The following is a 13,809-nucleotide window of genomic DNA, read 5'->3' as shown; positions in this document are numbered from 1 at the left end:
CGCAGGCCGTACAAGATCCGGTTTCCCGGCCGGTGGGCGCCGCGCCGTCCCCGGGCGGGTCTACCCCCGGCCGTCCTCCAGGTCTCCTTCGGCCTTGAGGTAGACCTCCTGCAGCCCGGCCAGGACCTCCGGATCGGGGTGCTCCCACATGCCCCGCTCGGCGGCCTCCAGCAGGCGTTCGGCGATGCCGTGCAGCGCCCACGGGTTGCACTCGGCCAGGAACGCCTGGTTCTCCGGGTCCAGGACGTAGGCCTCGGCGAGCCTGTCGTACATCCAGTCGGCGACGACGCCGGTGGTGGCGTCGTAGCCGAACAGGTAGTCGACGGTGGCGGCGAGCTCGAAGGCCCCCTTGTAGCCGTGCCTGCGCATGGCGGCCAGCCAGCGGGGGTTGACCACCCGGGCGCGGAAGATCCGGGAGGTCTCCTCCGAGAGCGTGCGGGTGCGGACGGCCTCCGGGCGGGTGCTGTCGCCGATGTAGGCGGCCGGTGCCCGGCCGGTGAGGGCGCGGACGGTGGCGACCATGCCGCCGTGGTACTGGAAGTAGTCGTCGGAGTCGGCGATGTCGTGCTCGCGGGTGTCGACGTTCTTGGCCGCCACGGCGATGCGCCGGTAGGCGCTCTCCATGTCCTCGCGCGCCGGGACGCCGTCGAGGCCCCGGCCGTAGGCGAACCCGCCCCAGACGGCGTAGACCTCGGCGAGGTCGGCGTCGTCGCGCCAGTTGCGGCTGTCGATGAGCGGGAGCAGCCCCGCGCCGTAGGCCCCGGGCCGGGAGCCGAAGATCCTCATGAGCGCCCGGTCCCCGCGGCCGGCGTCGGCCAGCACGTGGGCCCGGACGTAGTTGTCCTCCTCGGGCTCCTCCAGCGCGGCGGCCAGCCGTACGGCGTCGTCGAGCATGGCCACGACGTGCGGGAACGCGTCGCGGAAGAACCCGCTGATGCGGACCGTGACGTCGATGCGGGGGCGGCCCAGCTCGGCGGCCGGAACCGCCTCCAGGCCGGTGACCCGCCGGGACGCCTCGTCCCAGACGGGCCTGACCCCGAGCAGCGCGAGCACCTCGGCCACGTCGTCACCGGAGGTGCGCATGGCGCTGGTCCCCCAGACCGAGAGCCCGACGGAGCGGGGCCACTGCCCGGTGTCGGCGCGGTAGCGCTGGAGGAGCGAGTCGGCCATGGCCTGCCCGGTCTCCCAGGCCAGCCGGCTCGGCACGGCCTTGGGGTCGACCGAGTAGAAGTTGCGGCCGGTGGGCAGCACGTTGACCAGGCCGCGCAGCGGGGAGCCGCTCGGCCCGGCGGGCACGTACCCGCCGTCGAGCGCGTGCAGGATCGCGCCGATCTCGTCCGTGGTCCGCGCCAGCCTCGGCACGATCTCGGTGGCCGCGAACCGCAGGATCCGCTCCACCGGCCCCCGGTCCCCGGCGGGGAGGGCGGACGCCGCCTCGGGGACGGCGTCCGGGTCCCAGCCGCGGGCCTCCATGGCCTCGACGAGGGAGCGGGCCAGGGCCTCGGCCTCGTCGGTCCCGGTGCGGCCGGCGGTGCCGTCCTCCGCCAGGCCCAGGGCCTCCCGCAGGCCGGGCAGGGCCTCGGCGCCGCCCCACAGCTGGCGGGCCCTGAGCATGGCCAGGACCAGGTCGACGCGGACCGCGCCCTCGGGCGCCGCGCCGAGGACGTGCAGGCCGTCGCGGATCTGGACGTCCTTGACCTCGCAGAGCCAGCCGTCCAGGTGGAGCAGGAAGTCGTCGAACTCGGCGTCGTGCGGGCGGTCCCCGACCCCGAGGTCGTGGTCGAGCCTGGCGGCCTGGATCAGGGTCCAGATCTGGGCGCGGATGGCGGGGAGCTTGGCGGGGTCCATGGCGGCGATGGAGGCGTGCTCGTCGAGGAGCTGCTCCAGCCGGGCCAGGTCCCCGTAGGCGTCGGCGCGGGCCATCGGCGGGACCAGGTGGTCCACCAGCGTGGCGTGGGCGCGGCGCTTGGCCTGGGTGCCCTCGCCGGGGTCGTTGACCAGGAACGGGTAGATGAGCGGCAGGTCGCCGAGGGCGGCGTCCGGGCCGCAGGAGGCGGACATCCCGGCGGACTTTCCGGGCAGCCACTCCAGGTTGCCGTGCTTGCCGACGTGCACCACGGCGTGCGCGCCGAACCCGTCGGCCAGCCAGCGGTAGGCCGCCAGGTAGTGGTGGCTGGGCGGCAGGTCGGGGTCGTGGTAGATGGCGATCGGGTTCTCGCCGAAGCCGCGGGGCGGCTGGACCATCACCACGACGTTCCCGGCGCGGAGCGCGGCCAGCACGATCTCGCCGTCGGGGTCGTGCGAGCGGTCCACGAACAGCTCGCCGGGAGGCGGGCCCCAGTGCCGCTCGATCCCTTCCCGCAGGTCGGCGGGGAGCGTGCCGTACCACGCGGCGTAGTCGCGTGCCGCGATGCGCACCGGGTTGGCGGCGAGCTGCTCCTCGGTGAGCCACTCGGAGTCCTGGCCGCCCGCGGCGATCAGCGCGTGGACGAGCGCGTCGCCGTCCTGCGCGGCCACGCCCGGCAGCTCGTCGTCGGCGCCGATGTCGTAGCCGTGCCCGCGCATCGCGGCCAGCAGCCGGACCAGGCTCGCGGGGGTGTCCAGGCCGACGGCGTTGCCGATCCGGGAGTGCTTGGTGGGGTAGGCCGAGAGCATCAGCACGATCCGCCGCTCGGCTGCCGGGACGTGCCGCAGCACGGCGTGCCGTACCGCGATCCCGGCGACCCGCGCGGCCCGCTCGGGGTCGGCGGCGTAGACCGTCAGCCCGTCGGCGTCGATCTCCTTGAACGAGAACGGCACCGTGATGATCCGGCCGTCGAACTCGGGGATCGCGACCTGGGTGGCGGCGTCCAGCGGGGAGAGGCCGTCGTCGTTCGACTCCCACGCGGCGCGGCTGCTCGTCAGGCAGAGCCCCTGCAGGATCGGCACGTCCAGCTCGGCCAGGGCGCCGACGTCCCACGCCTCGTCGTCGCCGCCGGCCGAGGCGGTCGCCGGGCGGGTGCCTCCGGCCGCGAGCACGGTCACCACCAGGGCGTCCGCCTGCCGCAGGGTCGCGAGCAGCTCCGGCTCGGCCGTGCGCAGCGAGGCGCAGTAGACGGGCAGCGCCCGCCCGCCCGCGTCCTCGATCGCCGCGCACAGGGTCTCGACGAAGGCGGTGTTGCCCGCGACGTGGTGGGCCCGGTAGTACAGGACGCCGACGACGGGCCCCTCCGTGCGGCGCGCCTCGCGCTCCGCCACGCCCCACGACGGCGTGGGCTCGGGGGCGGCGAAGCCGTGCCCGGTGAGCAGCACGGTGTCGGACAGGAAGCGGTGCAGTTCGGCGAGGTTGGCCGGGCCGCCGTGGGCGAGGTAGGCGTGCGCCTCGGCGCAGACGCCGCCGGGCACGGTGGACAGCTCCATCAGCTCGGCGTCGGGCGCCTGCTCGCCGCCGAGCACGACGACGGGCAGGTCCCCGGCGAGCAGGGCGTCCAGGCCCTCCTCCCAGGCGCGGCGCCCGCCCAGCAGCCGGACCACGACCAGGTCGACGCCCTCCAGCAGCGGCGGCAGGTCCTCCGCGGTGAGCCGGGCGGGGTTGCCCAGCCGGTAGGCGGCGTCGGCGGCGCGGGCGCTGAGCAGGTCGGTGTCGGAGGTCGAGAGCAGGAGGATCACGCGGCACGCCCCGCCGGAGTCGCGGTGCGGCCCCGCTCGGCGGCGGGCCGTACGCGTCCCCGCGGCTGCGCGGGGCAGCGGGAAGAACCCATGGGGCGGCGGGGGGACGGCGAAGAGCGCACGGCGGTTTCCTCCCTCGGGGTCCTCGCCCCGGGTCGTCGTCGGACACGACGGCCGGAGTCTCCTGGCTCCCGGATCAGTGCTCCCCCCGGCCTTCCCGTCCGTCACCGGACAGTGGCCGCGGTGGGGTTCGCTCCCCGGTCACAGTGGCGGGACCGCGCCGGATTCGCACCGGCTTCCTCCCTCTGCCATCGATGACCATGAGACTACGGCAGACCGGTCCCCGCCGGAAACTGGCGTTAGCATCCCCTGCGTGGTCAATCTCGACTTATCAGGACGAACCCGGCTCGATGCGTGCCCGGGAGCCCTCCAGGTCCACGCCGCCGCCGACGGGGGGCTGGCGCGCGTCCGGGTGCCCGGCGGCAGGCTCACGACCGCCCAGCTGCGCGAACTCGCCCGCGCGGCCTCCGGGTACGGCACCGGCGTCATCGAACTGACCTCCCGCGCCAACGTCCAGGTGCGCGGTCTGCGGACCGGGGTGGACGCGGAGGACGGGAGCGGGGGCGCGCCCGGTTTCGCGGACCGGATGGCGCGGGCGGGGCTGCTGCCCTCCCCCACCCACGAGCGGGTCCGCAACATCCTGGCCTCCCCGCTGACCGGTTGCGACGGCGCGGGCACGATGGACGTCGAGCCCCTGGTCGCCGCGCTGGACCGGGCGCTGTGCGCCCGCCCCGCCCTGGCCGCCCTCCCCGGCCGGTTCCTGTTCGCCCTCGACGACGGGCGGGGCGACGTCGCCGGGCTCGGCGCCGACGCCGGGATCCTGCCGGTCGGCGCGGACGAGATCGCGTTGATCGTCGCGGGCGCCGACAGCGGCCTGCGCGTGTCCCCGGACGGTACGGTGCCCGCGCTGCTCGCCGCGGCCGAGGCGTTCCTGGCAGAGCTGTCCGCCCGCGGGGTCACCGCCTGGCGGATCGCGGAACTGCCCGGCGGACCCGCCGCGGTGACCGCCCGCGTCCGCGCCGCCCTCGGCACGGACGTCCACGCCGTCCCGGGCTCCGGAGCACCGGAGCCGGTACGGCTCCGGCCCGCCGTCCGGGGGCCCGTGGGGATCGTCCCCGGCCGGGACGGCCGCGTCGCCCTGGGGGTGGCGGTGCCGCTGGGACGGCTGGCCTCGGCCCAGGCGGAGGTGCTCGCCGACGTCGCCGCCTCGGGCGAGGTACGGCTCACGCCGTGGCGAGGAGTGGTGCTGCCCGGCCTGGCCCTTCCCCGGTCCGAGGCGGCGATCACCCGGCTCTCGGACGCGGGGCTGGTGACCGGCTCCGGATCTTCGTGGGACGGGGTGAGCGCCTGCACCGGCCGCCCCGGCTGCTCCAGATCCCTGACCGACGTCCAGGCCGATGCGGCCGCCGCCGTCGCGACCGCCGTCGCCTCCGGCTCCGGACCCGCGCCGTCGCCTCTGCCCGGGAACGGGCGGCGGTCCGCGGGTGAGCGGAGGGACACGGGTGAGGCCGGGGGCGGTACGCTCCCGGTGCACTGGGCGGGCTGTGCGCGGCGCTGCGGCCGTCCCAGGGGGCGGGTCGTGGAGGTGGTCGCGACCGGTGACGGCTACCGCGTGGAGCTGGACGGCCGGAGCCTGACCTGTACGGACATCGGACGGACCGCGGCCGCGGTGGCGGCCCTCAGAGGGGAAAAGTGATCGACTACATCCGCGACGGCGCGGAGATCTACCGCCGTTCCTTCGCCACCATCCGCGCCGAGACCGACCTGGGCGGGCTGCCCGAGGACGTCGCCCGGGTGGCGGTCCGCATGGTCCACGCCTGCGGCATGGTGGACCTGGTCGCCGACCTCGGCTGGTCGCCCGGTGTCGTGGCCGCGGCCCGGACCGCGCTGGACGCCGGGGCCCCGGTGCTGTGCGACGCGATGATGGTCGCCTCCGGGGTGACCCGCCGCCGCCTCCCCGCCGGCAACGACGTCGTCTGCACCCTCGGGGACCCGCGCGTCCCGGAGCTCGCCGAACGGCTGGGCACCACGCGCAGCGCCGCCGCCCTGGAGCTGTGGCGGGACCGGCTGGAGGGTTCCGTCGTCGCGATCGGCAACGCGCCGACCGCGCTGTTCCGGCTGCTGGAGATGGTCGGGGAGGGCGCCGGGCGGCCGGCCGCCGTCCTGGGCGTCCCGGTCGGTTTCATCGGCGCCGCCGAGTCCAAGCAGGCCCTCGCCGAACACCCGGCGGGCCTGGAGTACCTGGTCGTGCACGGCCGCCGCGGGGGCAGCGCGATGACCGCCGCCGCCGTCAACGCGATCGCCAGCGAGGAAGAGTGATGACTGACATGAACCCGGCGGGGCGGCTCTGGGGAGTGGGGCTGGGGCCCGGCGATCCCGAACTGGTGACCGTCAAGGCCGCCCGGCTCCTCGGCTCGGCCGACGTGATCGCCTACCACAGCGCCCGGCACGGCCGGAGCATCGCCCGCTCGGTCGCCGCGCCGTACCTGCGGGAGGGCCAGATCGAGGAGGCCCTCATCTACCCGCTCACCACGGAGACCACCGACCATCCCGGCGGCTACCAGGGGGCGATCGACGACTTCTACGCCGAGTGCGCGCTCCGGCTCGCCGCCCACCTGGACGCCGGGCGCGACGTGGTGGTGCTGTGCGAGGGCGACCCGCTCTTCTACGGCTCCTACATGCACATGCACAAGCGCCTGTCGCACCGCTACGCCACCGAGGTCGTCCCCGGAGTGACCTCGGTCAGCGCGGCGGCGGCGGTCCTGGGCCGGCCGCTGGTCGAGCGGGACGAGACGCTGACGGTCCTGCCCGGCACCCTCCCCGCCGAGGTGCTGGCCGAGCGGCTGGCCGCCACCGACTCGGCGGCGGTCCTCAAGCTCGGCCGGACGTTCACCAAGGTCCGCGACGCGCTGGAGAAGGCGGGCCGCCTGGGCGAGGCCTGGTACGTGGAGCGCGCCACCACCGGCGGCCAGCGCCTGGCCCCGCTGGCCGAGGTGGACCCGGCCGGCGTGCCGTACTTCTCGCTGGCCCTGATCACCAGCCCGGTCAACGCGGGCCTTCCCGCACCGGAGGGTCGCGCGGACGCGGGTACGGCCCCCGCCGCGGAGACCGGAACGGCCGGCCGGGACCGGACGGAGGCGGCGGCGGCGGGTACGGCGGGCCGGGCCGGTGAGGTCGTGGTGGTCGGGCTGGGCCCGGCGGGGCGGCCGTGGCTGACCCCGGAGGCGCAGGAGGCGCTGGCCGCCGCCGACGAGCTCGTCGGGTACGGCCCCTACCTGGACCGGGTCCCGCCCAACCCGCGCCAGCGCCGCCACGCCACCGACAACCGGGTGGAGGCGGAGCGGGCCGCGCACGCGCTGGGGCTGGCCGCGGCCGGGGCCCGCGTGGCGGTCGTCTCCTCCGGCGACCCGGGGGTGTTCGCGATGGCGAGCGCGGTGCTGGAGGTGGCCTGCGAGCCCCGCTTCTCCGGCGTCCCGGTGCGGGTCCTGCCCGGCCTGACCGCGGCGCACGCGGTGGCGAGCCGGGCGGGTGCGCCGCTCGGCCACGACTACTGCGTGCTGTCGCTGTCGGACCTGCTCAAGCCGTGGGACGTGGTGGCGGAGCGGATCAGCGCGGCGGCCAGGGCCGACCTGGTTCTGGCGATCTACAACCCGGCGTCGAAGAGCCGGACCTGGCAGGTGGCCGCCGCCCGCGACCTGCTGCTGGAGCACCGCGCCCCGCAGACCCCGGTGGTCATCGGCCGGGACGTCGGCGGGGCGGGCGAGACCATGACGGTGACCACGCTCGCCGAGCTGGACCCGGCGGCGGTGGACATGCGCTGCCTGCTGCTGGTCGGGTCCTCGACCACGCGGGTGGCCGAGCGGGGCGACGGCCGCCGGGTGGTCTTCACCCCCCGGCGCTACCCGGCATGAGCGACGGCCGCCAGCCAGGAGAGCGCCGCCTCGACGGTCTCCACCGCGGGCACGCCGCCGGGTGCGGGCGGGCGCCGTACCATCACGACCGGCAGGCCCAGCTCGCGGGCGGCGCGGAGCTTGGCCGTGGTCATCTCTCCGCCGCTGTCCTTGGTGACCACGACGTCGATCCGGTGCTCCCGCATCAGGGCCAGCTCGCCCTCGACGGTGAACGGGCCCCGGCTGAGCAGGATCTCCACGCGGCGCGGCATCGGCGGCTCGGGCGGGTCCACCGCGCGGGCCAGGAACCACAGGCCGTCCAGGTCCGCGAAGACCGGCAGGCTGCGGCGGCCGGTGGTGAGGAAGACCCGCTCCCCCAGGGCGGGCAGCAGCCCGGCCGCGGCCTCCAGCGACGGGACCGGCCGCCAGTCGTCGCCCGGCGCCGCCTGCCAGCCGGGCCTGCGCAGGACCAGCAGCGGGAGTCCGGTCGCCCGGGCCGCCGCCGCGGCCGAAGCGCTCATCCGGGCGGCGAACGGGTGCGTCGCGTCCACGACGGCGCCGATCCGGTGCTCCGCCAGCCAGGCCGCGAGCCCCTCCGGGCCGCCGAAGCCCCCCTCGCGCACCTCGCCCACCGGCAGTTTCGGGTCGCGCACCCGCCCGGCCAGCGAGGACACCACGTGCGTCCCGGCCCGTCCGGCGAGCGCGGCGGCCAGCCTCCGCGCCTCGCCGGTGCCGCCCAGCACGAGGACGTTCAGCACCCCGCCACCTCTCTCCCGTCTCCTGTCCCGCCCGGCGCCCGGCCCCTCCCCTCGCGGGGCGCGGGGGCCGTCCCGCCGCGGGGCGGCCGGGCCCTCCCGCTCCGGTCCCGCGGCTCCGGGACACCGTACCGGCCGGCGGGCGGGCCGTGAGCGCGCCCCTGCGCCACGGCTGGACCACGGGCGCGTGCGCGACCGCGGCGACCACCGCCGCCTACACCGCTCTGCTGACCGGCGCTTTCCCCGACCCGGTGGAGATCACCCTGCCGCGGGGGCAGCGTCCGGCGTTCGCGCTGGCCCGCGAGGGGCTCGCGGACGGCGCGGCGACGGCCTCGGTGGTCAAGGACGCCGGGGACGACCCCGACGTGACGCACGGCGCACTGATCTCCTCGACCGTACGGCGCGGCGCCCCGGGCACCGGCGTGGTGTTCGCCGCGGGGCCCGGCGTGGGCACGGTCACCAAGCCGGGCCTCCCGCTGGAGGTGGGCGAGCCGGCGATCAACCCGGTCCCCCGGCGGATGATGCGCGAGCACGTGGCCGAGGTCGCCGCCCGGCACGGCGGGACCGGGGACGTGGTCGTGGAGATCTCCGTGGAGCGCGGCGAGGAACTGGCCGGGAGGACCTGGAACCCGCGGCTGGGCATACTGGGCGGCCTGTCCATCCTCGGCACCACCGGCGTCGTCGTGCCGTACTCGTGCTCGGCGTGGATCGACAGCATCCGCCGCGGGATCGACGTCGCCCGGGCGGCGGGCTACGCGCACGTCGCCGGGTGCACCGGGAGCACCTCGGAACGGGTCGCCGCCGAGTTGTACGGCCTGCCGGAGGACGCCCTGCTCGACATGGGCGACTTCGCGGGAGCGGTGCTGAAGTACCTGCGGCGGCACCCGGTGCCCCGGTTGACGGTCGCCGGGGGCATCGGCAAGCTGTCCAAACTCGCCGACGGCCACCTCGACCTCCACTCGGGCCGCTCCCAGGTCAATCCGGAGCTGCTGGCCGCGCTCACCCGCGAGGCGGGCGGGGACGAGGCCCTGGCCGGACGGGTCCGCGGGGCCAACACCGCCCTGCACGCCCTGCGCCTGTGCCAGGAGGCCGGCCTCCCGCTCGGCGACCTGGTCGCCGAGCGGGCCCGCCGCAGCGCGGAGGCCGTGCTCCGGGGAGCCCCGGTCGCGGTCGACGTCGTGGTCGTCGACCGCGCGGGCGCGATCGTCGGCCGCGCCTAGGTTCACCCGGCCGGCGACGGCGACCGGCGGGACGACGTCGGGGGATCCGGGTCCGGCGACGTCCCGGCGTTCCTGCGCCGGGCCCGGTACGGCGGGCGGGTCGCGGGCGGGCCCGGTTTCGCGTCGGCCCGTTATGACCCGAACCGGCGGGGAACCGAGGGGAGGGTAAGGGGAAAGCGCAGGCAGGAGGGGCCATGAGAGAGCACACGCCGGAGCACGACCCTCACTCGCGGTTCGAGGACGAGGGGATTCCGGATCTGCAGGACGGCACTCCGCAGCAGCAGTGGGCGGTGGACCCGCAGGAGGCGCCGCTGCCCGGGGACCGCCCGATGGCCGTCGACGACTTCGGGACCACGGTCGACGAGCAGATCCAGGGTGAGTCCCTGGAGGGCAGGATCAGCAGGGAGGTGCCCGAGGAGCAGCCGATGTTCGGCGTCGCCGACGAGCCGGCCGGCGGGCCCCGCGGCGACCGGGACGACCTGGAGACGGGCGGGGCCGACGAGCTCGGGCCGCGGGTGTCGGCCGAGGGCGGCCTGGGCGTGGGCTCCGACCTCGACACCGGTTACGAGCCCGACACCGGTGCCGGCCAGGACTGGTCCGCCCAGCCCGAGGAGCCGTCGGGCGCCGTCTGGGACGAGCCCCGCCGGGCGGGCCGGCTGGTGGCCGCCGACGAGGGCGTCAGGGAGGACGCCGAGGCCGACCTGGTCGCCGACGAGGTCGGCCCGGACGCGGGCGGCTACTCGGCGGAGGAGGCCGCCATGCGGGTGGAGCCGGAGTGAGCCGCGTACCAGGCGGCCGCCGAACGGGAGGGAGCACCGTGAACGAGGACGAGCGGGAGAAGGAACGGGCCAGGGAACGGGAGAGCTTGAAGGGCACCACCTTCGATCCCGGGCTGCACGACATGGGCGGCGACATCGGCCCCGCGTCGATCCGCGGCTCCAACGCCCACCCGGGCGGGCGCCCCGGCGACGACGCCGAACCCAGGAGCGGCTGGTCCCGGTCCACGGGATATGTCGCCGGCCGTGACGACGAGCGGCCGGGGACGGCCGGCTCGGACGAGAAGGCGGTGGGCGCGCGGACCGACGAGATCGAGGGGCGCACCGAGACGGCGGCCGGACCGAGCCCGCACCCCATGCCCGCGGACGAGACCGGGCCCGTGGACGCCCCGGACGCCGGTCGCCGGGCGAAGGGCCCGGTGGAGGGCGGCCCGGACGACGACGGGCCCCGGCCGAGCCGTACCGCCGGACCGGACGGCGGGCATGTGGGAGCCGGCATGGACTGGGTCGCCTCCGACGAGGACGACCCCGACGCCGGATCCGGCCGGACGGCGGAGGGTGACGGAGGCTACCTGCCCGGTGAGGGGACCGGCCGCCCCGCCGGGTGATCGTTCCTGTTCCTCCCCCGGCGGATCCCGGCGCCGCCGGGCATAGGGACGGGGCGGGAGCGCAAGCGCGCCTCGGCGCGGTCGCGGCTCACGGCTGCTCCGCGTCCCGCACGGATGGGCCCGCCCCCGCCGCCAGCAGTCTCTCCGCCAGCGCACGGCAGCGCCTCCCCAGCTCCGGAGGATCGATCACCTCGAAGTCATGCCCGAGCAGGAGCACGTGCAGGAGCACGAAGTCGAGGCTGCCGGCACCGCTGAGCACCTCGCAGCGCCCGCTTCCCCGCGGTCGTACGACGGCCGCCGACGCCGGGACCTGCGCGCGCACCGTGTCCGCCGGCGCGTGCACGAGGAAGCGCGCCTGGTGCGGGTAGACCCGGCTCGCCACGCTCTCCTGCACGTACGCCGCCGCGTCGGGCGCCGCGCGCGGGCGGAAGCGCCAGGTCCGTGCGGCCACATCGGTCATCCGGTCGACGCGGAAGCTGCGCCAGTCGTCACGGTCGAGGTCGTAGGCGAGGAGGTACCAGCGCCGGTCGGAGGCGACCAGGCGGTAGGGCTCGACCCGCCGCCGTCGCACCTCGCTCCCGGACGGGTAGTCGAAACCGGCCTCGACCTCGTCACGGCAGGCTCCGGCCAGCGTCATGAGCACCTCGGGGTCGACCGGCGTACGGCCTCCGCCGAAGAACTCCACCGAGTCGGAGAGCGCGCGCACCTCGTGGCGCAGCCGGGCGGGGAGCACCCGGTCGAGCTTGGTCAGCGCCCGGAGCGCGGCGTCGCCGGCCCCGGCGACCGCGCCCCCCGCGCCGGCGAGCAGCGAGACCGCGGTGGCGATCGCCTCCTCGTCGTCGAGGAGCAGCGGCGGCAGGTCCTGCCCCGGGCCGAGCTGGTAGCCGCCGCCGACCCCCTGGCCGGCGTGCACCCGGTAGCCGAGGGTGCGCAGCCGTTCGACGTCACGCCGCACCGTCCGCGGTGTGACCCCGAGCCGGTCGGCGAGTTCGGGGCCGGTCCAGACCCGGCGCTGCTGCAGCAGCCCGAGCAGGGTGAGCACCCGTTCCGTCGTACCCCGCTCGTCACCGATCGCCGCGTCCATGCCGTCCACCCTGCCAGAGAAAGCGGACCGTTTCTGTCCGCTTTGGGTGCCAGAATGCTCTCCAGGGCGCGGCCCGCCCGCTGCGCGGCCTTCCCGCCCGCACGTGAAATCCGCTACGAACGGAGCACCCGATGAGCCGCCATATCCAGGTCACCTTCGACGCCCACGACCCGCGGGCGCTGTCGTCCTTCTGGCGCGACGTGCTGGGCTACGTCCACCCCGGCCCGCCCGGAGTCGAGCTGCCCGAGGGCGCCGACCCGCTGGCCGCGTGGGACGACTTCCTCGCGCGGGCCGGCGTACCGGAGGGGCAGCGCAACACGGCCTCGGCCGTCGAGGACCCGGACGGGCACGGCCCGCGGCTGTTCTTCCAGCAGGTCCCGGAGGACAAGACCGCCAAGAACCGCGTCCACCTCGACGTCCGCGCGGCTCCCGGGCTGCAGGGAGACGAGCGGATGGCGGCGCTGGAGGCCGAGTGCGACCGGCTCGTCGCGCTGGGTGCGACGCGGGTGCGCCGCCACGAGCCCGAGCCCCCGATGAGCGCCGGCTTCATCGTGATGACCGACCCCGAGGGCAACGAGTTCTGCCTGGACTGACGCGGCGCGCCCGGCCTGATCAGGTGTTGCGCCGGGATGCAAGTGATCTCCAAGAGGAGAGGATCATTCTCCGGTCATGCATGACCGGAGAACGGCCCGATCACCGGCATCGCCGGCCGTGGCCCCCGTCCGCCCGGCCGTGCCGGCGCGGCCGTCCCCGGGACCGGGAGCGCCGGCTCCGGCGGGACCGGCCTCGTCATGATCCGGCTGTTGTCGATCACGCACGTCCGCCTGATGCTCCTGCCGGCGCTCGGCGGCACGGTGACGATGTCCGTGTTCTTGTGGTCTCGCTTTCGCGACTGGGACCAGGGCCCTGCCGCGCTGCAGCGGTGGGGGGCGCCGGGTTCGCCGGGGAGGCGCACGCGATCTCCGCCCTCGGCGTGTTCGTCGCCGTCACAGCGTTCCTGTACGTCATCGCCGCGGCAGGAACCGCCCTGCTGAAGCGGGGCACTCTGCTTGCCCGTCTGCGGCCGCAGGGCGAGGTCCACATCAGCCCGGTGGGTGTCTACCGCCGGCCGGGCGCGTATGCGGCGCTGCTCAATCTGCGCGAGGTGGATTTCGTCGACCGCACCGGCGGGACGCCGGCGCTCCTGCGGTTCACCGGGACCTGGAGGGGACAGCCGTGGCAGATCGCCGACATCGCGGTGCCCTGCGGGCGGGAGGAGGAGGCCAGGGCGCTGGCCCGGCGGTTCCGGCTCGAGGTGATCGAACCGGTCTGACGGATCCCGCTCCCCGCCCGTGCGGAGTCGAGATCACAGGGATTCCCCCGACCGGTCTTCTCCGCGGTGGCCGCCGGCCGGGCCCAGCCCTCCCGTGGCGGCCGCGTCGATCGGCTGCCGGTTCAGCACCTGGAAGTTGACGAGGTGGACGTGCATCGGGTGGGCGTCGTGGTTGGAATTGATGTACTTCCAGATCTCGGTCGATCCCGCCTCGACGAAGTCCTCGGACGGCGCCCTGAACGGCACGCCGCTGAAGGTCAGCGTATGGAGGATCGCGTGCTGGTGCACGACCCATTCCCGCCGGCGGGGTCGTTGACGAGGTAGAGCCCGGCGAGGCCCGCGTAGACGTTGAGGCCGGTGAGTCCCATGGCGTGATCGTGGTACCACAGCATGGCCGAGCGCCTCACCGGGATCACGATGACGCCGCGGTTGCCGGAGGAGTCCGCCTACCTGTGC

At 75.9% G+C, this 13,809-nt stretch carries 13 protein-coding genes and 1 riboswitch; of the genes, 8 read left to right on the top strand and 5 right to left on the bottom strand.

Annotated elements, in window-relative coordinates:
* Nucleotides 1-60: 60 nt before the first annotated feature.
* Entirely contained in the window at nt 61-3,648 is a 3,588-nt protein-coding gene (gene cobN / locus FHS22_RS26450) for a cobaltochelatase subunit CobN (RefSeq protein WP_184945907.1), read from the bottom strand.
* 160 nt (nt 3,649-3,808) lie between these two features.
* A riboswitch (cobalamin riboswitch) is annotated at nt 3,809-4,003 on the bottom strand.
* An 18-nt stretch (nt 4,004-4,021) separates the two neighbouring features.
* On the opposite strand from cobN, the gene FHS22_RS26445 reads away from it, so the two are divergent.
* From FHS22_RS26445 to FHS22_RS26435, 3 genes are read left to right on the top strand one after another with little or no spacing between them, the layout of a single operon-like run.
* Nucleotides 4,022-5,404, top strand: a complete 1,383-nt coding sequence (locus tag FHS22_RS26445) for a precorrin-3B synthase (protein ID WP_184945905.1) — start codon at nt 4,022-4,024, stop codon at nt 5,402-5,404.
* The gene (locus FHS22_RS26440) at nt 5,401-6,027 is read left to right on the top strand and encodes a precorrin-8X methylmutase (RefSeq protein WP_184945903.1); all 627 of its coding nucleotides are present in this window, start codon (nt 5,401-5,403) and stop codon (nt 6,025-6,027) included. The genes FHS22_RS26445 and FHS22_RS26440 overlap by 4 nt, the downstream gene beginning before the upstream one ends.
* The gene (locus tag FHS22_RS26435; protein WP_184945901.1) at nt 6,027-7,619 is read left to right on the top strand and encodes a precorrin-2 C(20)-methyltransferase; all 1,593 of its coding nucleotides are present in this window, start codon (nt 6,027-6,029) and stop codon (nt 7,617-7,619) included. The genes FHS22_RS26440 and FHS22_RS26435 overlap by 1 nt, the downstream gene beginning before the upstream one ends.
* Here FHS22_RS26435 and FHS22_RS26430 read toward each other — a convergent pair.
* Nucleotides 7,607-8,353: a cobalt-precorrin-6A reductase gene (locus tag FHS22_RS26430; RefSeq protein WP_221474154.1), complete on the bottom strand. Its 747-nt coding sequence runs from the start codon at nt 8,351-8,353 to the stop codon at nt 7,607-7,609. The genes FHS22_RS26435 and FHS22_RS26430 overlap by 13 nt on opposite strands.
* A 149-nt stretch (nt 8,354-8,502) precedes the next feature.
* Between FHS22_RS26430 and FHS22_RS26425 the strand changes: the two genes are divergently transcribed.
* The 3 genes from FHS22_RS26425 (at nt 8,503) to FHS22_RS26415 (ending at nt 10,957) form a co-directional block, all read left to right on the top strand.
* Nucleotides 8,503-9,573 (top strand): cobalt-precorrin-5B (C(1))-methyltransferase, encoded by a 1,071-nt coding sequence (locus tag FHS22_RS26425; protein WP_184945897.1) that lies wholly within the window; start codon nt 8,503-8,505, stop codon nt 9,571-9,573.
* A gap of 194 nt (nt 9,574-9,767) precedes the next feature.
* On the top strand, nt 9,768-10,352 hold the full coding sequence (locus FHS22_RS26420) for a DUF5709 domain-containing protein (RefSeq protein ID WP_184945895.1): 585 nt from the start codon (nt 9,768-9,770) through the stop codon (nt 10,350-10,352).
* Between the two features lie 38 nt (nt 10,353-10,390).
* The gene (locus tag FHS22_RS26415; RefSeq protein WP_184945893.1) at nt 10,391-10,957 is read left to right on the top strand and encodes a hypothetical protein; all 567 of its coding nucleotides are present in this window, start codon (nt 10,391-10,393) and stop codon (nt 10,955-10,957) included.
* Between the two features lie 88 nt (nt 10,958-11,045).
* Here FHS22_RS26415 and FHS22_RS26410 read toward each other — a convergent pair whose 3' ends face one another.
* Nucleotides 11,046-12,041, bottom strand: coding sequence for a helix-turn-helix transcriptional regulator (locus FHS22_RS26410; RefSeq protein WP_184945891.1), 996 nt, complete (start codon nt 12,039-12,041; stop codon nt 11,046-11,048).
* A gap of 131 nt (nt 12,042-12,172) precedes the next feature.
* On the opposite strand from FHS22_RS26410, the gene FHS22_RS26405 reads away from it, so the two are divergent.
* Together FHS22_RS26405 and FHS22_RS26400 are read left to right on the top strand one after the other, a co-directional pair.
* A complete protein-coding gene (locus FHS22_RS26405) occupies nt 12,173-12,634 on the top strand; it encodes a VOC family protein (RefSeq protein ID WP_184945889.1) in 462 nt (153 codons plus the stop codon).
* A gap of 329 nt (nt 12,635-12,963) precedes the next feature.
* A complete protein-coding gene (locus FHS22_RS26400; protein ID WP_184945887.1) occupies nt 12,964-13,353 on the top strand; it encodes a cupin domain-containing protein in 390 nt (129 codons plus the stop codon).
* Nucleotides 13,354-13,386: 33 nt separating this feature from the next.
* On the opposite strand, the gene FHS22_RS26395 is transcribed toward FHS22_RS26400, so the two are convergent.
* The gene (locus FHS22_RS26395) at nt 13,387-13,641 is read right to left on the bottom strand and encodes a multicopper oxidase domain-containing protein (RefSeq protein ID WP_221474146.1); all 255 of its coding nucleotides are present in this window, start codon (nt 13,639-13,641) and stop codon (nt 13,387-13,389) included.
* On the bottom strand, nt 13,611-13,760 hold the full coding sequence (locus tag FHS22_RS37445; RefSeq protein ID WP_221474145.1) for a cupredoxin domain-containing protein: 150 nt from the start codon (nt 13,758-13,760) through the stop codon (nt 13,611-13,613). The genes FHS22_RS26395 and FHS22_RS37445 overlap by 31 nt, the downstream gene beginning before the upstream one ends.
* Nucleotides 13,761-13,809 lie beyond the last annotated feature (49 nt).

This window comes from Thiemannella venezuelensis, from assembly GCF_014203605.1.
GTDB classification, from domain to species: Bacteria; Actinomycetota; Actinomycetes; order Streptosporangiales; family Streptosporangiaceae; genus Planomonospora_A; species Planomonospora_A venezuelensis.
The sequence above is the reverse complement of the archived record's forward strand: the minus strand, read 5'-3'. Positions and strand labels throughout refer to the sequence as shown.

What these genes read in the sequence shown, in the direction of transcription:
- FHS22_RS26435 (WP_184945901.1), top strand. Translation starts at nt 6,027, where the DNA reads ATGACTGACATGAACCCGGCGGGGCGGCTCTGGGGAGTGGGGCTGGGG.
- FHS22_RS26420 (WP_184945895.1), top strand. Translation starts at nt 9,768, where the DNA reads ATGAGAGAGCACACGCCGGAGCACGACCCTCACTCGCGGTTCGAGGAC.
- FHS22_RS26410 (WP_184945891.1), bottom strand. Translation starts at nt 12,041, where the DNA reads ATGGACGCGGCGATCGGTGACGAGCGGGGTACGACGGAACGGGTGCTC.
- FHS22_RS26405 (WP_184945889.1), top strand. Translation starts at nt 12,173, where the DNA reads ATGAGCCGCCATATCCAGGTCACCTTCGACGCCCACGACCCGCGGGCG.